The following is a 19971-nucleotide window of genomic DNA, read 5'->3' as shown; positions in this document are numbered from 1 at the left end:
TTTTTCAGGTGAATTTATTTTCTCAATCGAATTCAGCCTTCCGATAGAGCTGAAAGCCTCGGCCTGACTGGCCCCGAGCGGTTCAAGGCCGCACTTTTGAGAGCTAACCGATTGAAGCACAAGCGCTTTTCTTCGATTAACGGGTTGACACACTCGCGTTCCTCTGTAGAATGCCGACACACAGACGCGGGATGGAGCAGTCTGGTAGCTCGTCGGGCTCATAACCCGAAGGTCGTCGGTTCAAATCCGGCTCCCGCAACCAAACATCAAGAAAGGCTACTCGAAAGAGTGGCCTTTTTTGTGCGCGCCTGTTTTTCATCCCAGCTGACCAAAAAACGCGCCAACGCCTTGATTTCAGAATAATTCACACTAATTGGCCTCATCGGCGCATTAACGGTTGACACCCTGCCGCTGGGCTGTAGAATGCCGGCCACAGACGCGGGATGGAGCAGTCTGGTAGCTCGTCGGGCTCATAACCCGAAGGTCGTCGGTTCAAATCCGGCTCCCGCAACCAAACATCAAAAAAGGCTACTCGAAAGAGTGGCCTTTTTTGTATCCGGTGAAAAAGTTCTTCTGAAACAATGGCATGGCATCTTTCATGAAACCCTACTCGGTTTGTTGAGTCCATCTCATTGCACGTCAGACTCAATGCTCAAGCGCTACCCTCTACGACCAATGGCCGCAGTCGCCGCACCCGGCGTTCCGCGTTAATATTTGTAATTATTTTGTCCATAGGGATTGGTAACTTGGCTGGATACCCCCATCCTGTCGCGCACAATCCACGAGGTGATTGATGCGCGCCAACTCGTCTGAACCACAAGACACCGTCACAGCAGAACAACCGATCACGCCAACCCGCTTGCGCTGGCTGGATCTGTTGAGCAAGTACCGGCAGCCCATCGGCCTGGCGGTTACGTTGCTGTTGTTTGCAATCGCCCTGATTGCCTGCCGGCACCTGCTGCTGGAACTGGATCTCTATGCCCTGCATGACTCGATCCTGGAAGTGCCCAAGCCAGCCCTGCTCGGCGCGTTTGCAGCGGCGGTCGCCGGCTTCGTCATCCTGCTCGGCTATGAATTCTCCGGTGCCCGTTATGCCGGGGTGAAGTTGCCCGCCAAAACCCTGGCCCTGGGTGGCTTCACCGCCTTTGCCATCGGTAACGCCATTGGTTTGTCGATGCTCTCGGGCGGCTCGGTGCGCTACCGTCTATATGCACGGCATGGCATCGGCGCGTCGGAAGTAGCGCACATGACCGTGTTCGCCAGCCTGGCCCTGGGCTGCGCCCTGCCGCCACTGGCCGCATTGGCCACCTTGAGCAACCTGCCGGCCGCCTCGACCTACCTGCATTTGCCGCAAGGCCTGCTCGGTGGCGTTGCCGGTGCCGTGCTGCTGCTGTCAGCCGCGTTGTGCATCGGTATCTATCGCCGCCGCCTGCCGGAACAGCCCTACCCCGACAACCTGCTGGTCAAGGCCGGACGCCGTACCCTGCGCCTGCCTGGCCGTCGCCTGACCTTCCTGCAACTGATCATCACCGCACTGGACGTCGCCGCTGCTGCTGCCGTCCTTTATATGTTGTTGCCGGAAGCACCGCCCTTCGGCCCGTTCCTGCTGGTGTACCTGTTGGCCCTGGCCGCCGGTGTACTCAGCCATGTGCCGGGCGGCGTGGGTGTATTCGAAGCGATCCTGCTGGCGGCGTTTGCCGATAAGCTCGGTGCCGCGCCCCTCGCTGCAGCCTTGCTGCTGTACCGGATGATCTACGTGGTCTTGCCGCTGCTGATTGCCTGTGTGTTCCTGCTGGTCAACGAGGCCCAGCGTCTATTCCAGACCCAGCAAAGCCTGCGGGTGGCCTCGGGGTTGGCGGCGCCAGTACTGGCCGTACTGGTTTTTTTGTCCGGCGTGGTCCTGCTGTTTTCCGGCGCCACGCCAGAGATCGACTCACGCCTGGAAAACATCGGCTTCCTGATTCCCCACCGCCTGATTGACGCTTCGCACTTTGGTGCCAGCCTGATCGGCGTGTTGTGCCTGCTGCTCGCCCAGGGCCTGCGTCGACGTTTGTCGGCGGCCTGGATGCTGACCATGGTGTTGCTGCTGGTGGGCGCCCTGCTCTCGCTGCTTAAAGGTTTCGACTGGGAAGAAGCCAGCCTGATGACCATGACTGCGGTGCTGCTGGCGATCTTCCGTCGCTCGTTCTACCGCGCCAGCCGCCTGACCGAATTGCCTTTTTCGCCGCTGTACCTTGTGGCCAGTGTCTGTGTACTCGGCGCTTCGATCTGGCTGCTGCTGTTTGCCTACCAGGACGTACCCTACAGCCACCAGCTCTGGTGGCAGTTCACCCTCGACGCCAACGCCCCGCGTGGTTTGCGTTCGCTGCTCGGCGCCGCCGTGTTGCTGGTAATCGTGTCGCTGACCTGGCTGCTGCGTACGGCACGCCCGGTCATTCACCTGCCGACCCCGGAAGAACTGGAGCGCGCCACCAAGATCCTGATGGCCTCCTCCCAGCCCGACGGCGGCCTGGCGCTGACTGGCGACAAGGCGCTGCTGTTCCACCCCAACGACGAAGCCTTCCTGATGTACGCCCGTCGCGGACGCAGCCTGGTGGCCCTGTACGACCCGATCGGCCCGACCCAACCGCGTGCCGAGATGATCTGGCAGTTCCGTGACCTGTGCGACATCCATCATGCCCGCCCGGTGTTCTATCAGGTCCGTGCCGAGAACCTGCCGTACTACATGGACATCGGCCTTACCGCGATCAAGCTGGGCGAAGAAGCCCGCGTCGACCTGAAACGCTTTGACCTGGAAGCCAAGGGCAAAGAGATGAAGGATTTGCGCTACACCTGGAACCGTGGCACCCGGGACGGCCTGTCCCTGGAAATTTTCGAACCCGGCCAGGCGCCGATGGATGAATTAAAAGTTATCTCCGATGCCTGGCTGACAGGTAAGAATGTGCGGGAAAAGGGCTTCTCCCTGGGCCGTTTCAGCGACGACTACCTCCGGCACTTCCGTATCGCGATCATTCGCTTCGAAGGGCGCCCGGTGGCCTTTGCCAACCTGCTCGAGACCTACAACCATGACCTGGCCAGCCTTGACCTGATGCGTGCCCACCCGGACGCGCCCAAGCTGACCATGGAGTTCATGATGGTGGGCCTGATTCAACACTATAAGAACCACGGCTACGCGCGCTTCAGCCTCGGCATGGTGCCGTTGTCGGGCCTGCAACCGCGGCGTGGCGCACCGTTGACCCAGCGCCTGGGTTCGATGGTGTTCCGCCGTGGCGAGCAACTGTATAACTTTCAAGGTCTGCGCCGCTTCAAAGACAAGTTCCAGCCTGACTGGGAACCCCGTTACATGGCCGTGCCCGCAGGACTTGACCCGCTGGTGGCATTGGCCGATACCGCCGCCCTGATCGCGGGCGGCTTGACTGGATTGGTGAAACGCTGATGATTCGACGCTCCTGGCGGTATGTATTGGCCTTTGTAGTGCTGCTCGCCCTGATCCTGGGTGGCGGCTATTGGTATTGGAACCGCCCTGCTCCGCAACCGACCCTGGAGCAATTGCCCCAGGCCGACGGCTCGGTGATGACCCGTGTAACTCCGGCCAGCACCGCGAAAGCTCGTGTAGCCGTGGCGGTGATGGCTGATGAAACCCTGACCGACAGCCAACTGATTGCCCTGAGCCAGGGCGGCACGGCACAGATCATCCAGGTGGTCCTGCCCAAGGCTGATTGCACAGTGCAGGAACAAGCCCTGCAAGGCGCCCTGGCCCAGCTCAAAGGTCCGGCGACCCTGGTCAGTGGCATCGGCCCGGGCGCCGCACTGGCCTGGCGCTGGCTGGCCACACAGAGCGATGACAAGGCCAACGCCATCTCGGTGGGCTTCGCATTGACCCAGGAAGGCTGCAAGGACCCGCTGCCGAAAACCGCCGCCCATGGCAGCTGGCTGGTGGCGTGGAACGACAACCCTGACGATGAGAGTGCCAGTTTCGTACGCGACACACCGCGTGCCACTACCAGCATCAGCGACTACGACATTCATTACCCGCAAATCCTGAACAACGAGCTGCGCAAGCAACTGGTAGGTTCGGACAACGGCGGCCTGGCCATTCCGGTGGTGGAAGTGCCGGCCGGCCAAGCCAAGGACACCGTGACCCTGTTCCTCTCCGGTGATGGCGGCTGGCGCGACCTGGACCGCGACGTAGCCGGCGAGATGGCCAAGATCGGCTACCCGGTGGTCGGCATCGACACCCTGCGCTACTACTGGCAGCACAAGACCCCGGAACAAAGCGCCAAGGACCTCACTGAACTGATGCAGCACTACCGGCAGAAATGGGGCACCAAGCGTTTCGTGCTCACCGGTTATTCGTTCGGCGCCGACGTACTGCCGGCCATTTACAACCGCATGCCGGAAAACGAACAGCAACGGGTCGATGCAATCATCCTGCTGGCCTTCGCCCGCACCGGCAGCTTTGAAATCGAAGTGGAAGGCTGGCTGGGTAACGCCGGCAAAGAAGCCGCGACCGGCCCGGAAATGGCCAAGCTGCCGCCAGAGAAGGTCGTGTGCATCTACGGTGCAGAAGAAGTCGACGAGAGTGGCTGCACCGACAAGACCGCGGTGGGTGAAGCCATGAAGTTGCCGGGCGGGCATCACTTCGATGAAAACTACCCGGCGCTGGCCAAGCGCTTGGTGGATATTATCGTCAAGCACCAGGCCAAAGCCGAGTAGTTCCAGGCTGCACACAGGACCCAATGTGGGAGGGGGCTTGCTCCCGATAGCTGAATGTCAGTCAATGATTTAGTGACTGACATTCAGCTATCGGGAGCAAGCCCCCTCCCACATTTGTTTTGTATTGTCAGTAATAGCTAGCGCGGTTCGATGTGGGCAATCATCAGCTGTACGGTTTCATTGCCGCGAAACTCATTCACGTCCAGCTTGTAGGCCAACTCCACCCACCGCACCGTCGGGTTTGGCCACACCTCGCGGTCCACGCCAAAGGCGATGCCATCGAGCTTCACGGACCCGCACTCGCTCTTGAGCACGACTTTCAGGTGTCGCTCGCCGACCACCCGCTGTTCCACCAACTGGAACACGCCGTGAAACAACGGCTCGGGAAAGTGCTGCCCCCACGGGCCGGCATGGCGCAGGGCACGGGCCAGCTCCAGGTGGAACTCTTCCACGGCCAAGGTGCCGTCGGAGAGCAGCCGGCCGGTGAGGTCCTCTTCACGCAGCTGCCGACGTACTTCGGCATCAAAGGCTTCGGCAAACAGTGGAAAGTTCGCTTCGGGCAAGGTCAGCCCCGCCGCCATGGCGTGGCCACCGTATTTGGTGATCAGGTTGGGATGCTGGCTGGCAACGACCGCCAGTGCATCGCGGATATGAAAGCCTTGCACCGAGCGGCCAGAGCCCTTGAGCAGGCCATCGCCTGCATCGGCGAAAGCGATGGTCGGGCGGAAATAGCGCTCCTTCATGCGCGACGCGAGGATGCCGATCACCCCTTGGTGCCACTCCGGGTCGAACAGGCACAAGCCGTACGGCATCGACTCCACCGGCAAGTCCTTGAGCTGGGCCAGGGCCTCGCGCTGCATGCCTTGCTCGATGGATTTGCGATCCTGGTTCATGCCGTCCAGTTGCGCGGCCATTTCCCGTGCGGCAGCAACGTCGGTGGTCAGCAGGCACTCGATGCCCAGGCTCATATCATCCAGGCGCCCGGCCGCATTCAGACGCGGGCCGAGAATGAAACCCAGGTCGGTGGAGGTGATGCGGGCATGGTCGCGCTTGGCTACTTCAAGGATCGCCTTGATCCCCGGCCGCGCCCGCCCCGCACGAATACGCTCCAGGCCCTGATGGACGAGGATGCGGTTATTGGCATCCAACGGCACTACGTCGGCAACGCTGCCCAGGGCCACCAGGTCGAGCAGTTCACCAATGTTCGGCTGTGGGCTGTTGTCATACCAGCCCAAGCTGCGCAAACGCGCACGCAGGGCCATCAGCACGTAGAAGATCACGCCGACCCCGGCCAGGGCCTTGCTGGGGAACCCGCAGCCAGGCTGGTTCGGATTGACGATGGCGTCCGCCGCCGGCAGTTCATCGCCCGGCAAGTGATGGTCGGTCACCAGCACCTTCAATCCCGCCGCTTTCGCCGCCGCCACGCCTTCGACGCTGGAGATACCGTTGTCCACGGTGATCAGCAACTGCGGCTCGCGTTGCAGCGCCACTGCAACGATTTCCGGCGTCAGGCCGTAGCCGTACTCGAAACGGTTGGGCACCAGGTAATCGACATGGGCCGCTCCAAGCAAGCGCAGGCCCAGGGTACCTACGGTGCTCGCCGTGGCGCCATCGGCGTCGAAGTCACCGACGATCAGGATGCGCTGGCGCTGCTCGAGGGCCGTCACCAGCAAATCCACCGCCGCGTCGATGCCCTTGAGCTGCTGGTAGGGAATCAACCGCGCCAGGCTCTTGTCCAGCTCGGCTTCCGATTGCACCCCGCGTGCGGCGTAGAGACGGGTCAACAGCGGCGGCAATTCACCGAGGAAAGGCAGGACGGCGGGCAATGGGCGGGGATCGATACGCATACGGTGGTGATAACTTCTCTTTAATAATTGTAGGAGCGAGCTTGCTCGCGAAGGTGATTAACGATGACGCGGGATGTCTGGGTGATCGCGGTGCCCTGAGGTTTTTTCGCGAGCAAGCTCGCTCCTACAGGGAGCCGTGCTCAGCCACGATTCAACCACGCTCGCCAACCAGCCATTGCAGTTGCACTTCATGCTGGCCACGGTCGTCGGTCACGAAGATCGTGCCTTCACTGATCATCACGTCCCACTTGATCACCCGCGGCATGTCCTTGGCCAGGGTCTCGAGCACTTCCTGGGGCACGGCGGCGATGTGTACGTTTTTCAGGTTGTTGGCCACCGGCACCACCTTGCCTTCCCAAACACGCAGGCTGCCATAGGCCAGCAGGCTGGTGCGTTCGGTGCGGCGCGAGCACCAGGTCAGACGATCGGCATCTGGTTGGCCGACTTCGATCCAGTGCAAAACCCGATCATCCAGGCTTTTTTCCCACAGGGCCGGCTCGTCTACATCTGACAGGCCACGCCCGAACGCCAACTGCTCGTTGTACCAAAGGGCGTAGGCCAGCAGACGCACAGTCATGCGCTCTTCGGTTTCCGAAGGGTGGCGGGCGATGGTCTGTTTGACGCTCTCATACACCGAGCGGTCGAGGTCGGTGAGGTTGAGTTCGAATTTGTAGGTCGTGGACGGCTGGGCCATGAACGGGCTTCTAGAGACAGGGAAAGGTGGTCAGTCTAACCGATGGCGGGGTCATTCAACGAATCTGCGCTGCATCTGCTCACCTATGTTAAAAAGCAAGGCACCTCCGTCCCGTGCTTGTAAGGATCCCCATGTCGCTTAATGCCAAACCCCTTGCCGGTCTGAAAGTCATCGAACTGGGCACATTGATCGCCGGCCCGTTCGCGTCGCGGATCTGCGCTGAATTCGGCGCCGAGGTGATCAAGGTCGAATCGCCGGACGGCGGCGACCCACTGCGTAAATGGCGCAAGCTGTACGAGGGCACTTCGTTGTGGTGGTTCGTGCAGGCGCGTAACAAGCAGTCGCTGACGCTCAACCTCAAGCACCCCGACGGCCTGGCCATCCTCAAGCAACTGCTGGCCGACGCCGACATCCTGATCGAAAACTTCCGCCCCGGCGTGCTGGAAAAGCTCGGACTGAGCTGGGAAACCCTGCACGCATTAAACCCCAAGCTGGTGATGGTGCGCCTCTCGGGCTTCGGCCAGACCGGGCCGATGAAAGACCAGCCCGGGTTTGGCGCGGTGGGCGAGTCCATGGGCGGCTTGCGCTATATCACCGGCTTCGAGGACCGCCCGCCCGTGCGCACCGGGATCTCCATCGGCGACTCGATTGCCGCGTTGTGGGCGGTGATCGGGGCGTTGATGGCGCTGCGTCATCGCGAAGTCAACGGCGGCCTGGGCCAAGTGGTGGATGTAGCGCTGTATGAAGCCATCTTCGCCATGATGGAAAGCATGATCCCCGAGTTCGACGTATTCGGGTTTATTCGCGAACGCACCGGCAACATCATGCCTGGTATCACCCCGTCCTCGATCCACACCAGCGCGGACGGCAAGCATGTGCAGATCGGCGCCAATGGCGATGCGATCTTTAAACGCTTCATGGCGACCATAGGCCGTGACGACTTGGCGAATGACCCACAGTTGGCCAGCAATGACGGGCGAGACCTGCGCCGCGACGAACTGTACGGCGTGATCGACCGCTGGGTCAATTCGCTGCCGCTGGACCAGGTGGTTGAGCAACTGAACAAGGCTGAGGTGCCCGCCAGCCGCATCTACAGCGCCGAAGACATGCTGGGCGACCCCCAATTCCTGGCCCGGGAAATGTTCCTCAAGGCGCAGCTTCCAGACGGCAAGGGCTTCAAGATGCCGGGCATCGTGCCCAAACTCTCGGATACACCGGGCAGCTGCGAATGGGTCGGGCCGCAATTGGGTGAACACAACAGCGTAGTGCTCAATGCCCTGGGCTACGACGCGGCGGCTATTACCCGCCTGCGTGAGAATGGTGCGATCTGAAAATCGCGGGCAAAAAGAAACCCCGAGCAGTGGGGAGACAACTCGGGGTTAAACGTGGCCTGCAAAAAAGGCCCGCACAGCAAGCGACAAACACCGGAGCACAATGATTGCTCTTGCTGTTACGAACTCTGACTGAGCGCCCCGCAGGAAGGTTCCGAAGAAAAATAATCTTTCATGCAACGGCATTGCCACGGGTTTGGGCAGCGTTGCGCAAGGCCGCAATGACTGAGGGTTCAAGACGCCCTTCAGCGATCTTCAGGTCGCGAAGCAGGCAATCCACCACATCCACCAACGCACGTTTATCGGTTAATTGCCCACGGTCGACTTCACGCTCGACCACAATGGCGCCACCGGGATTCTTCACGGTTACCAGGCAGTCGTCGCGCACACCAGAAGTGGTCAGCGTAACCTGATAAGGGCTCAGTGCCGCACTGAGCAATAGGTTGATACTTTCCATCTCGATCACCACTCAATCATTCGAAAAAGGTTCGAAAAACAAAAATGTCACGAAGGTGCTGACATTCAAGTGACCCGTGCTCAAAGCAGAAAGTTCGACCTTTTGTGTAATCCACTGCTTGAGGGAAACGAGCATGCACGGAAAACATGACAGAGAAAAAACAACCGCTCACAGGCTAGAATCCCTGGATTATCCTGGGAGCCTGCCTTGAGAGCCGCGTCTGAAACACCTTTGCGCGTCGTCATTGCCGACGATCATCCGATTTTCCTGATTGGCCTGCGCGCCGTGCTCGAGCGTGACCCGCACCTCAGCATCGTCGGCGAGGCGAACTCACCCCAGGCTCTCAGTGCGTTGCTGCAACACTGTGCCTGCGATGTGCTGGTGACCGACTTCATGATGCCCGCCGAACCCGAGGCCGACGGGTTGCGCCTGATCGAGCAACTGCGCAGGCACTATCCTGACCTGCCCATTGTGGTGGTGACCATGCTCAATAATGCCGGCCTGTTTCATTCCATCCTGGCGTTGGGGGTGAGAGGCCTGCTGAGCAAGGCCAGCCTGGCCGATGAACTGCCGCAGGCAATCCGCCAGGTGCGCCAGCAACGCAGCTATGTGGCCCAGACCATTGGCCAGGCGTTGAGCCTGGCGGGGGAAGTCGGCGCTGATCGCCTGCATTCCCAGGACCAGCTGTCACCCCGGGAGCTGGAAGTGATTCGCCTGTTGGCCAGTGGCATGACCGTAGGTGCGATCGCTGCACACCTGCATCGCAGCAAGCAGACCGTCAGCGCGCAAAAAGTCAGCGCCATGCGCAAGCTGGGGCTGGGCAACGACGCCGCGCTGTTTATCTATGTGCAGGAACACGGGCTGGCCTAGCCTGGAACGCGATCCAGTGCTTGAGCGCCTCGGCGTCCATCGGCCGCGCAATGAAGCAGCCTTGCAGCCACGCCGCTCCCAGTTCACTCACAGCGTGATAGTCGGCGGCAGTTTCTACACCGGTCACCACCACGGCGATGTCCAGTCGCTTGGCCATGCTCATGGCACCCGCCACCACCGCGGTCTTACGGTCGTCATTGGATATCCCGCAGGCAAACGCCGGGGGGATTTTCAGTTCGGTGAAAGGCAGCTCCAGCAAATGCTGCAGGCTGGTGCCGCCCATGCCGAAATCACCGATAGATAACTGGCAACCCAACATACGCAGGCGCAGCAGGCCGGTCACATGCGCGCTGTCGGTTTTCAACGTTGAGGTTTCCACCAGTTCCAGGGTCAGGCTGTGGGCGGGCACGCCGTGAAGTTGCAGCAAGCCTTGCAGCACCTGGGGAAAGTGCGCACGCTCGAGCATGCGCCCGGGAATGTTCACCGCTACCGGCAACACTTGGCCGGTCTCGCCCATGACCAGGTTCGCGAGGCCCAGCGCCTGTTCCAGCACGTGCCAGGTAAAGGCCTCCTCCATGCCGGCAAACTCGAGTACCGGCAGGAATTCATCGGGCAGTAGCAGCTCGCCTTCCGGCAACTGCCATCGCGCCAGCGCCTCTACACCTTGCAACGCACCGGCCTGGCTGACGATGGGCTGATACCAGACCCTGCCACACGCCGCGATAGTGACCTGGCTGACATCCGCCGACGGCGGCAATTGTTCGCTGTCGCTCAAGCCCAGCAACTGGCGCACGCGCTCCCAGGACAGCACCAATGGCCCAGGGCGCAAGTGCGCCTGGCAGTCGGCCAGGACTTGCCCGATCAACGTTGCCGAGGCCGGTTTGGGCAGGCACGCCAACACCTTGAGTCCCATCTGCCGTGCCATATTCGCCACGCCTTCCAACACATCAGGCTCGGCATTACTGAGCAGGACCAGCACCTGGGCCAGACGGCGCTCGGCCAATTCGCGGATCAGCTCCAGGCCATCGCCCTGCTCCAGGTACAGATCGCAAATGGCGATATCCACCGGGCCTTTGCTGCCCAGGGATTGGCGGGCCGTCTCGACATTCTCGGCGGTCAGCACGTTGAACACGCCATTGGCATTGAGCATCTGGTGCAGTGCCATCAGTTGAAACGGGTTGTCTTCGAGGATCAGGACGTTGAGAGAGCGCATGGGTCATTGAGTCGGCATCGGGACAGAGACTGACACACTACTCAGATGTCCCGCACAACCCCATAGGACATGTCCTAAATGCGATCTCAGAGATGATCAAATGTGGGAGAGGGCCTGCCTAATACCAGTCAGTTAAGGCCTTTGGTAGGAGCGAGCCTGCTCGCGAAACACTCACAGGCGCCGAATTCATTCAGGAAGCATGCGTTTTCGTTAACGTTTTTCGCGAGCAAGCTCGCTCCTACAGAGGGCGATGTACGCTTAACTGACTGGCATTAGCCCCTCCCACATTGCACCGCGTCGGCAGTCAATCCAGATAGGGCTGCAGGTCACGGCGAAACACCTTCAACGCCTCGGACAACTTCAACCAAGGCTCCTCCAGCTCCGCGCCGCGCTGTTCGCGTGCACATTTCTCCAGGGCCATGCACGCCTTGGCCAGCGGCAGGGCATCTACCAGCGAACAAATACCCTTGAGCCGATGCAACGCCGCATTCAAACGCGCAAGGTCATGCTCGGCCAGGGCACTCGCCAATACCTCATGTTCGTGATCCAGGCTCTTCGCCAGTTCCTGCAACATGCTGTGCAACACCGGCCCATCGGCCTGGGTCATGGTGCGCAAGGCCTGGATGTCGAACGAGCGCTGCGACGCCACGCGGGCCAACACGCGGCTCCAGTGCTCCAGGGTCACCGGCTTGACCAGCAGTTCATCCATGCCGGCGTCCTCGCAGCGTTGTTGTTCATCGTTCATGGCGTTCGCGGTACAACCTATCACCGCGCAACGGGGCCGTTGTTGCTCGGCTTCGATGCGCCGGATCGCCTCGCTCAAGGCATACCCGGACATGCCCGGCATCTGACAATCGGTCACCAGCACGTCGAAAGGTTGCTCACGCCAACGCTGCAACGCGGCGTCGGCTGAATCCAGGGCAATCACCTCATGCCCGAGGAACTGCAACTGCTGGGCCAGCACCAGGCGGTTGGCCGCCAGGTCATCGACCACCAACACCGAGAGGCTGCGCCCCAGGGGTGGCAATGTTGCGGTAGGCGTCGCTGGTACATCATCGGTGCTGACCCGATCCAGGCGCAGGTCAATACACACCACCGTACCCTCCCCCACCACGCTGTCGAGGTGGATGCGCCCGCCCATCAACTCCACCAGCTGCTTGCAGATACTCAGGCCCAACCCGGTGCCGCCATGTTCGGCCGGGGTCAACGTGCTCACCTGGGTAAACGGCTTGAACACTCGCGGCTGCTGCTCGGCGCTGATCCCCGGGCCGCTGTCCTCGACGCACAGGTGCAGATACTCGGTTTCGTTCTCATCGCACTGGCAACTGACACTGAGGCGAACTGCGCCCCGCTCGGTAAATTTCAACGCGTTGCCCAGCAGGTTGTGCATAACCTGGCGCAAGCGCAGCGGGTCAAACCAGTAATGGCCCTGGGCGGTCGGATCAAATGCCAGGGTCAAATGCAGGCCCTTTTTTTGTGCCGTGGCTTCGAACAGGCGCTGGATGCCTTCAAAAAAGCCCTTCAACTCGGTGGTCTGGGGAACCAGTTGCAGGTGACCGGCCTCGATCTTGGCCAGGTCCAGGCTGTCGCCCATCAAGGCAATCAACTCGCGGGCCGAACGATGAGCCACCTGCAGCGCTTCAGACACCGTCTGGCCGCTTGCCAGGCAGCGCTCTTGTTCCAGCTCGAGCAAGCCAATGATGGCGGTCATGGGTGTACGAATCTCGTGGCTCAAGGAGGAGAGAAACGCACTTTTGGCGTAGTTCGCTTCGTCGGCGGCCTGGCGGGCATCCATCAGTTGATGCTCCAGGTCTTTGCGTTCGCTGATATCGATCCAACCGCCCAATAACCCCTGTAAACGACCCTGGGCGTCGAAGAAGGGCACGGTCCACTGGTAGACATGAATGCTGCCGCCGTTGAACTCCAGCTGCCGGTCGACAAATAACGGCTGCTGCGTGGCCAGTTGCTCCATGTGGCCTGCGTGCAGGCGCGCCGCCGTGGCCTCGGGCATAACCCCGCTCTCCATCAGCGTCAGGCCCTGGATCAACTCCAGCCGGGTCGCCAGTTGCTGTTCATAACTTTTGTTACAGGTCATCAGCCGCCCGGCCAGGTCGCGGACGAACAGCGGGTTGGGCATGCCATCGAGCAAGGCGCGCTTGAACGCCAATTGGTCATTGAGGCGCTGCTCGGCTTCCAGCCGCTGGCGGATCTGGCGCTTGAGCCGGCTGTTCCACACCAGCGACACCAGCACAAACAGCAGCGCCGTGGCCACCGTCCAATAAGCCCATGACGGCACCCGCTGCCAGGCCGGCAGCGGAATCGCCACGGCGCCGATCCAGCGCAGGCGCAACGCACTCAACTCGGCCACCGGTAATGCCTCCAGGGCCTTGTTCAGGATGCTCAACAGCTCAGGTTGATCCTTGCGCACCGACAGGCAGTTTGACGACCACTTGCCGTCGACACTGCGGCCGATCCGCAAACCATCCTCGGTATAACTCTGCACCTCCACTTCGGTCTGCACAGTGGCGGCGGCTTCACCCCGTTGCACCAGCTCACGGGCCTGGGCGTAATTGTCCGCCAGCCGCAGCTTGATCCGGGGGTACATCCGGCGGATATCACTCTCCAGCACATGGCGCGCCGGCAGCGCCAGGACCTTGCCCTCCAACTGTTTCAAACCGGTCAGCGGCGCGGCATCGGCGCGTTCGACAAACACCCAGCCGGAGCCGCCAAAACCATGACTGAAGTCGAGCAACGCCCTGCGTTCCTGATTCGCCGCCAGGGTGGTGTTCATCTGCGCCCTGCCCGTCTCCAGCCATTCCAGGGTTTGCGCGGTGGAATGCACTTCTTCGATGACAAACTGCAAACCGGTCATGCGCGAAATACGCTGCAGCAGGTCGATGTTCAGGCCCACCCAATGACCGTCCTTGTCCTTGAATATGTAAGGCGACATCTGCTGCGCCACCACCACGACGTGGGGGTGCTGCAACAGCCAGGTACGCTCCGAGGCCGACAATTCAACGCGCTCACCACTAAAGCCAACGCCGAGTCCTGTCGTCCAGCGGCCCAGGATCTCCCGCTGCACCGACTCGTCAATGCTCGCTAGAGCGCGGTTCATCATTGCCCCCAGCAATGGGTCGGCCTGGCGGGTGGCGAAGGCAAAGCCAATGGGCGCCAGCCGGCTTTGTTCCTTGATTTGCAAGCCCAGGTAGGGCCGCAGCGATTTGTAGGCCCGCACAATCACTTCATTGCCGATAAACGCATCGGCGTCACCTTGCTTGAGCGCTTCCAGGCCGCTGTAAAGGTTGGGTGCAAGCATGATCTGGCTGTCGGGATAGGCCGCCTGCACGTTATGCACATTGGCGTAGCCGTCGAGCAACACCACTTTCTTGCCCGCCAGGTCGTCGTCTTGAAACTCGTCACGACGCAATACCACCACGGATTGATCGGGCATGTAGTCCTGGGTGAACTGCAACCCGGGGACATCACGCTCATAGCCATTGGCGCTGGTCAGGATATCGATGGCCCCACTGCGCAGCGCCTCAACCGCCTGGGCCCGCTCGGCAAAACCCAGCACCTGCATGGGCACCTGCAACCGAGCACCGACCAGGCCCAGGTAATCGGCACTGATGCCCTGGTAGCGATTGCGGTCGCGGGTGATATCAATCGGCTGATAGTCATCAATGGAAATGCCCACCTTCAATGTTCGGTGCGTCGCCAGCCATTGCTGCTCGGCGGGCGCCAGGGGCAACGGCTCAAGGGGGATAAATGCCGGCACCAGCTTGAAGGGCAGGCTGACGGCCGCCAGGGTCATGGGCACCTGGTTGAGCCATAGCATGCACATCAGCCGCAACGTCCATTGGATCAAAACCTGCACCGATTGGGTTTCCTTGATTGGGCGAATGGGCAAGTATGGCTCGCCAAAATAAAAAAGCCCGTCACGAGGACGGGCTTGGCCGACTGCAAAAGCGATACTTGCCGGATGAAATCGGATCAAATGTGGGAGGGGCGGGCCGACGATTCGACTTGCCCCCGATTGCGATATGTCAGTTACGAACAGGCTGACTGACACACTGCTATCGGGGGCAAGCCCCTCCCACATTTTGATCGAGGAACATCAGATAGATGCCTCTCAATATTCAGGCCGAACTATCGATCAGAGCGGCTTGCCGCGATTACCGTGCAGGCTGACAAACGCCTGCACTGCCTTCAGGTCGTTAGCCAGCACGGTGCAGCGCTCTTCACGCTCGAACAGGTCGACCAAATGCTCCGGTAATTCCAAGGCCTTGCCCACACCGGCCTTCTCCACCGCTTCGGGGAATTTCACCGGGTGGGCGGTACCAAGGATCACCATCGGGATGTCCAGGCTGCGGCGGCATTCGCGGGCGGCCTTCACACCGATGGCCGTGTGCGGGTCGAGCACTTCGCCGGTCTGGGCATAGACCTCGGCAATGGTTTCGCAGGTCTGCGCATCGTCCACGGCCAGGGAGTCGAACAGCTTGCGGGTTTCGGTCCAGCGTTCTTGCTCGACGCTGAAACCGCCACCTTGCTTGAAGCTGCTCATCAGCTCGGCCAGCGCCGCGCCATTGCGGCCGTGCATGTCGAACAGCAGGCGTTCGAAGTTCGACGACACCATGATGTCCATCGACGGCGACAGCGTGGCGTGCAGGGTTTCCTTGACGTACTGGTTGCCGCTCATAAAGCGGTGCAGGATGTCATTGCGGTTGGTGGCAACGATCAGCTGGTTGATCGGCAGGCCCATGTTGCGTGCCAGGTAACCGGCGAAGATGTCGCCGAAGTTGCCGGTGGGTACCGAGAACGACACCGAACGCGCCGGGCCGCCCAACTGCAGGGAGGCATGGAAGTAGTAGACGATCTGGGCCATGATCCGCGCCCAATTGATCGAGTTCACCGCCACCAGGCGTGTGCCCTTGAGGAAGCTCTGGTCAGCGAAGCTGTTCTTGACCATTTCCTGGCAGTCATCGAAGTTGCCTTCGATGGCGATATTGTGGATGTTCTCGCCGAAGATGGTGGTCATCTGCCGGCGCTGCACTTCCGACACGCGCTTGTGCGGGTGCAGGATGAAGATGTCGACGTTTTCGCAGTGCTTGCACCCTTCGATGGCCGCCGAGCCGGTATCACCGGAAGTGGCGCCGATGATCACCACGCGTTCGCCGCGCTTCTCCAGCACATAATCGAGCAAACGCCCCAGCAATTGCAGGGCGAAGTCCTTGAACGCCAGGGTCGGGCCGTGGAACAGTTCCAGCACCCACTCGTTGCCGTTCAGCTGGCGCAGGGGTGCGATGGCGTTGTGGGAAAACACGCCGTAGGTCTCTTCCAGGATTTTCTTGAAATCCGCATCCGGGATGCTGCCGGTGACGAACGGGCGCATCACCCGGAACGCCAACTCGTGGTACGGCAGGCCGGCCCAGGAAGCGATTTCTTCCTGGGTGAAGCGCGGCAGGTTTTCCGGCACGTACAGGCCGCCGTCGGTGGCAAGGCCTGCCAGCAGGACGTCTTCGAAATTCAGGGCCGGTGCCTGGCCGCGGGTGCTGATGTAACGCATGACTGGCTCCTCTAAAACATTCTCGAACAGAGGCCGCCAAACAGTCGGGGCCCCTGGAACAATCGGTTAGTTCAGGTGTTCGACGCGAATACGCACCACCGGGCCAACCACACCTTGCAGGGCTTCCAGGGCGTGGATGGCATCGTTGATATGCTGCTCGAGCACGCGGTGGGTCAGCAGGATCATCGGCACCTGGCCGTTTTGCTCCTCGACTTCCTTCTGCATGATCGACTCGATATTGATGCCGCGCTCCGACAGGATGCTCGCCACCTGGGCCAGCACGCCGGGATGATCCTGGGCCTGGATGCGCAGGTAGTAGGCGCTTTCGCAGGCTTCGATCGGCAAAATCGGATGGGCCGACAGCGAGTCCGGCTGGAAGGCCAGGTGCGGTACGCGGTTTTCCGGGTCGCTGGTCATAGCGCGGACCACGTCCACCAGGTCGGCGATCACCGACGAGGCGGTCGGCTCCATGCCGGCGCCGGCGCCGTAGAACAGGGTGGAACCGGCGGCGTCGCCATTGACCATCACCGCATTCATCACACCATTGACGTTGGCGATCAGGCGGTCGGCCGGGATCAGCGTCGGGTGCACACGCAACTCGATGCCTGCCGGGGTACTGCGCGCCACGCCCAGATGCTTGATGCGGTAGCCCAGGGCTTCGGCGTAGTTCACGTCGGCAGTGGTCAGCTTGGTGATGCCTTCGGTGTAGGCCTTGTCGAACTGCAGCGGGATACCAAAGGCGATGGAGGCCAGGATGGTCAGCTTGTGCGCAGCATCTATGCCTTCCACGTCGAACGTCGGGTCGGCTTCGGCGTAACCCAGAGCCTGGGCTTCGGCCAGTACGTCTTCGAAGGTACGGCCCTTCTCGCGCATTTCGGTGAGGATGAAGTTGCCGGTGCCGTTGATGATGCCGGCCACCCAGTTGATACGGTTGGCAGACAGGCCTTCACGGATCGCCTTGATCACCGGGATACCACCGGCCACCGCGGCTTCGAACGCGACAATCACGCCTTTTTCACGGGCCTTGGCGAAGATCTCGTTGCCATGCACGGCGATCAGCGCCTTGTTGGCGGTGACCACGTGCTTGCCGTTCTCGATGGCCTTGAGCACCAGCTCGCGGGCCACGGTATAGCCGCCCACCAGTTCGATGACGATATCGATTTCAGGGTTGGTGGCTACGGCGAAGACATCGTTGGTAATAGCAATACCGGTCGTTTCGTACTGAGGCTTTGGCGAACGCGTGGCAATTTGCGCCACTTCAATCCCACGCCCTGCACGGCGGGAAATTTCTTCAGCGTTACGCTGAAGTACGTTGAAGGTACCGCCACCGACGGTCCCTAACCCACAGATGCCTACTTTGACCGGTTTCACTGAAGAACTCCCCATGAAACGGCCGACTCAAGGTCGGCCGTGAAAACAGCCGCACAACTGCGGCTCTCAATTAATGACCCGTCGACGGTTCGCCGGGTCATGATCGTCAAAGGCTCGACGATTAATGCTTACTTGGCACCCAGTGCCAGTTTGGCAACTTGCGGCGCCGGCTGGTAGCCCGGAATCACCTGGCCGTCGGCCAAAACGATGGCCGGTGTACCATTCACACCAATGGACTGGCCGAGGGCGAACTGCTTGGAAACCGGATTGGCGCATTTGGCTGCCTTGATTTCCTTGCCGTCGACCATCTTGTCCATGGCCGCCTTCTTGTCGGCCGAGCACCATACGGCCTGCAACTGCTCGTCACCCGGCGAACCCAGGCCCTGGCGCGGGAACGCTACGTAGCGCACTTCCACTCCCAGCTTGTTCAACGCAGGCACTTCGGCGTGCAGCTTGTGGCAGTACGGGCAGGTGGTGTCGGTGAACACGGTGATGTGGGTCTTGGTCTCGCCGATGGCCGGGTACACCACGGTTTCAGCCACCGGGATACCGTTGATCAGCTTGGACACGCCCAGGCGCTCGGCCTTCTCGGTCAGGTTGACCGGCTTGCCGTCCTTGAGCTGGAACAGGTAGCCCTGGACGATGTACTGGCCATCGGCACTGGCGTACAGCACACGGCTGCCCTTGAGCTTGACTTCATACAGGCCGGCCATGGGGCTGGCGCTGATGCTTTCGATCGGGGTGTCGAGCGCCAGGTTGGCCAGGCTCTTGCGAATGGTCTGCTCGGCCGCATCATCGGCGACAGCAAAGGTGGAAACCAACGCAATGGCTGCGGCGGCAATAATCTGGGTCAAGCGCATGGGAACTCCTGAAGGCAGAGGCAGGGACGGGAGCAGAATATCGATCTGGAACCCAACTCGGGTCGTCCCCTTTGCGAACCGGCAAAGCCTACCACAGTTGGGCCGGGGGGCAGACTGCGGCAGGTAAATTGGGCCGTTTCTGACAGTTTTATCCCCTTGGGTGATGCTTGGCGTGCATGTCCTGCAAACGTGCGCGGGCCACATGGGTGTAGATCTGCGTGGTGGATAAGTCGCTGTGACCGAGCAGCATTTGAACCACACGCAAATCGGCGCCGTGGTTGAGCAAATGGGTGGCGAACGCATGGCGCAAGGTGTGGGGCGACAGGGCCTTGCCGATCCCGGCCACTTTGGCCTGATGCTTGATGCGGTGCCAGAAGGTCTGGCGCGTCATCTGCTCGCCGCGCAGGCTGGGAAACAGCACATCGCTGGGGCGCCCGCCGAGCAGCTCGTGGCGCGCATCGCGCATGTAGCGCTCGACCCACACAATCGCCTCCTCGCCCATGGGCACCAGCCGCTCCTTGCTGCCCTTGCCCATCACCCGCAGCACGCCCTGGCGCAGGTTGACCTGCTCCAGGGTCAGGCTGATCAGTTCGGTCACACGCAGGCCGCAGGCGTACAACACTTCCAGCATGGCGCGGTCGCGTTGGCCAATGGCTTCGCTCAGGTCCGGGGCGGCGAGCAAAGCATCCACGTCGGCTTCCGACAGGGATTTGGGTAACGGCCTACCGAGTTGCGGCATGTCGATTTGCAGGGTCGGATCGACGGCGATGAGCTTTTCCCGCAGCAGGTGGCGATAAAAGCCACGCACGCCAGAGAGGAATCGTGCGGTGGAGCGCGGCTTGTAGTTCTGCTCCAGGCGCCAGGCCAAGTGATCGAGGATCAGCTCGCGCCCGGCATTGATCAGCTCAAGGTTTTTCTCCTGCAGCCAACCGTTGAACAGGGCCAGGTCGCTGCGATAGGCCTGGCGCGTGTTGTCCGACAGGCCTTTTTCCAGCCAGAGGGCGTCGAGGAAGCGGTCGATCAAAGGGTGGTCGATGGCGGGCATGGGC

At 61.1% G+C, this 19971-nt stretch carries 13 protein-coding genes and 2 tRNA genes; 6 read left to right on the top strand and 9 right to left on the bottom strand.

Annotated features, from left to right (window positions below; translation table 11 throughout):
- Positions 1–185: 185 nt before the first annotated feature.
- The 4 genes from KVH01_RS14510 to KVH01_RS14495 all read left to right on the top strand — a co-directional run bounded on the left by KVH01_RS14510 (position 186) and on the right by KVH01_RS14495 (position 4716).
- Positions 186–262, top strand: a tRNA-Met gene (locus KVH01_RS14510).
- A 175-nt stretch (positions 263–437) separates the two neighbouring features.
- Positions 438–514 (top strand) — tRNA-Met (locus KVH01_RS14505).
- A 279-nt stretch (positions 515–793) separates the two neighbouring features.
- Complete coding sequence (mprF, locus tag KVH01_RS14500; protein ID WP_217881879.1) at positions 794–3436, top strand: bifunctional lysylphosphatidylglycerol flippase/synthetase MprF; 2643 nt, start codon at positions 794–796, stop codon at positions 3434–3436.
- Entirely contained in the window at positions 3436–4716 is a 1281-nt protein-coding gene (locus tag KVH01_RS14495; protein ID WP_217881878.1) for a virulence factor family protein, read from the top strand. The genes mprF and KVH01_RS14495 overlap by 1 nt, the downstream gene beginning before the upstream one ends.
- 137 nt (positions 4717–4853) lie before the next feature.
- On the opposite strand, the gene recJ is transcribed toward KVH01_RS14495, so the two are convergent.
- Positions 4854–6563 (bottom strand): single-stranded-DNA-specific exonuclease RecJ, encoded by a 1710-nt coding sequence (gene recJ / locus KVH01_RS14490; protein ID WP_046069396.1) that lies wholly within the window; start codon positions 6561–6563, stop codon positions 4854–4856.
- A gap of 151 nt (positions 6564–6714) precedes the next feature.
- On the bottom strand, positions 6715–7257 hold the full coding sequence (locus KVH01_RS14485) for a YaeQ family protein (RefSeq protein ID WP_003193952.1): 543 nt from the start codon (positions 7255–7257) through the stop codon (positions 6715–6717).
- A 131-nt stretch (positions 7258–7388) separates the two neighbouring features.
- Between KVH01_RS14485 and KVH01_RS14480 the strand changes: the two genes are divergently transcribed.
- On the top strand, positions 7389–8588 hold the full coding sequence (locus KVH01_RS14480) for a CaiB/BaiF CoA transferase family protein (protein ID WP_217881877.1): 1200 nt from the start codon (positions 7389–7391) through the stop codon (positions 8586–8588).
- 172 nt (positions 8589–8760) lie between these two features.
- Here KVH01_RS14480 and KVH01_RS14475 read toward each other — a convergent pair whose 3' ends face one another.
- A complete protein-coding gene (locus KVH01_RS14475) occupies positions 8761–9045 on the bottom strand; it encodes a DUF3509 domain-containing protein (protein WP_043046878.1) in 285 nt (94 codons plus the stop codon).
- Positions 9046–9252: 207 nt separating this feature from the next.
- Here KVH01_RS14475 and KVH01_RS14470 point away from each other — a divergent pair, with 207 nt between their 5' ends.
- Positions 9253–9915, top strand: a complete 663-nt coding sequence (locus KVH01_RS14470; RefSeq protein ID WP_217881876.1) for a response regulator transcription factor — start codon at positions 9253–9255, stop codon at positions 9913–9915.
- On the opposite strand, the gene KVH01_RS14465 is transcribed toward KVH01_RS14470, so the two are convergent.
- From KVH01_RS14465 to xerD, 6 genes are all read right to left on the bottom strand, one after another.
- Positions 9884–11128 (bottom strand): EAL domain-containing response regulator, encoded by a 1245-nt coding sequence (locus tag KVH01_RS14465; protein WP_217881875.1) that lies wholly within the window; start codon positions 11126–11128, stop codon positions 9884–9886. The genes KVH01_RS14470 and KVH01_RS14465 overlap by 32 nt on opposite strands.
- Positions 11129–11432: 304 nt before the next feature.
- Entirely contained in the window at positions 11433–15002 is a 3570-nt protein-coding gene (locus KVH01_RS14460; RefSeq protein ID WP_217881874.1) for an ATP-binding protein, read from the bottom strand.
- 279 nt (positions 15003–15281) lie between these two features.
- Complete coding sequence (thrC, locus tag KVH01_RS14455; protein ID WP_217881873.1) at positions 15282–16691, bottom strand: threonine synthase; 1410 nt, start codon at positions 16689–16691, stop codon at positions 15282–15284.
- A 66-nt stretch (positions 16692–16757) separates the two neighbouring features.
- The gene (locus KVH01_RS14450) at positions 16758–18062 is read right to left on the bottom strand and encodes a homoserine dehydrogenase (RefSeq protein WP_043046862.1); all 1305 of its coding nucleotides are present in this window, start codon (positions 18060–18062) and stop codon (positions 16758–16760) included.
- Positions 18063–18190: 128 nt separating this feature from the next.
- Positions 18191–18922, bottom strand: a complete 732-nt coding sequence (locus tag KVH01_RS14445) for a thioredoxin fold domain-containing protein (RefSeq protein WP_043046861.1) — start codon at positions 18920–18922, stop codon at positions 18191–18193.
- 148 nt (positions 18923–19070) lie between these two features.
- Positions 19071–19967: a site-specific tyrosine recombinase XerD gene (gene xerD, locus KVH01_RS14440; protein ID WP_043046860.1), complete on the bottom strand. Its 897-nt coding sequence runs from the start codon at positions 19965–19967 to the stop codon at positions 19071–19073.
- Positions 19968–19971: the final 4 nt, after the last annotated feature.

It is taken from the genome of Pseudomonas khavaziana (assembly GCF_019145205.1).
GTDB lineage: Bacteria > Pseudomonadota > Gammaproteobacteria > Pseudomonadales > Pseudomonadaceae > Aquipseudomonas > Aquipseudomonas khavaziana.
This window is presented reverse-complemented; position numbering and strand designations above follow the sequence as displayed.

Coding starts and splice junctions, on each gene's coding strand:
- thrC (WP_217881873.1), bottom strand. CDS start 16,691: ATGCGTTACATCAGCACCCGCGGCCAGGCACCGGCCCTGAATTTCGAA.
- KVH01_RS14495 (WP_217881878.1), top strand. CDS start 3,436: ATGATTCGACGCTCCTGGCGGTATGTATTGGCCTTTGTAGTGCTGCTC.
- KVH01_RS14480 (WP_217881877.1), top strand. CDS start 7,389: ATGTCGCTTAATGCCAAACCCCTTGCCGGTCTGAAAGTCATCGAACTG.
- mprF (WP_217881879.1), top strand. CDS start 794: ATGCGCGCCAACTCGTCTGAACCACAAGACACCGTCACAGCAGAACAA.
- KVH01_RS14465 (WP_217881875.1), bottom strand. CDS start 11,128: ATGCGCTCTCTCAACGTCCTGATCCTCGAAGACAACCCGTTTCAACTG.
- KVH01_RS14445 (WP_043046861.1), bottom strand. CDS start 18,922: ATGCGCTTGACCCAGATTATTGCCGCCGCAGCCATTGCGTTGGTTTCC.
- xerD (WP_043046860.1), bottom strand. CDS start 19,967: ATGCCCGCCATCGACCACCCTTTGATCGACCGCTTCCTCGACGCCCTC.
- recJ (WP_046069396.1), bottom strand. CDS start 6,563: ATGCGTATCGATCCCCGCCCATTGCCCGCCGTCCTGCCTTTCCTCGGT.
- KVH01_RS14485 (WP_003193952.1), bottom strand. CDS start 7,257: ATGGCCCAGCCGTCCACGACCTACAAATTCGAACTCAACCTCACCGAC.
- KVH01_RS14475 (WP_043046878.1), bottom strand. CDS start 9,045: ATGGAAAGTATCAACCTATTGCTCAGTGCGGCACTGAGCCCTTATCAG.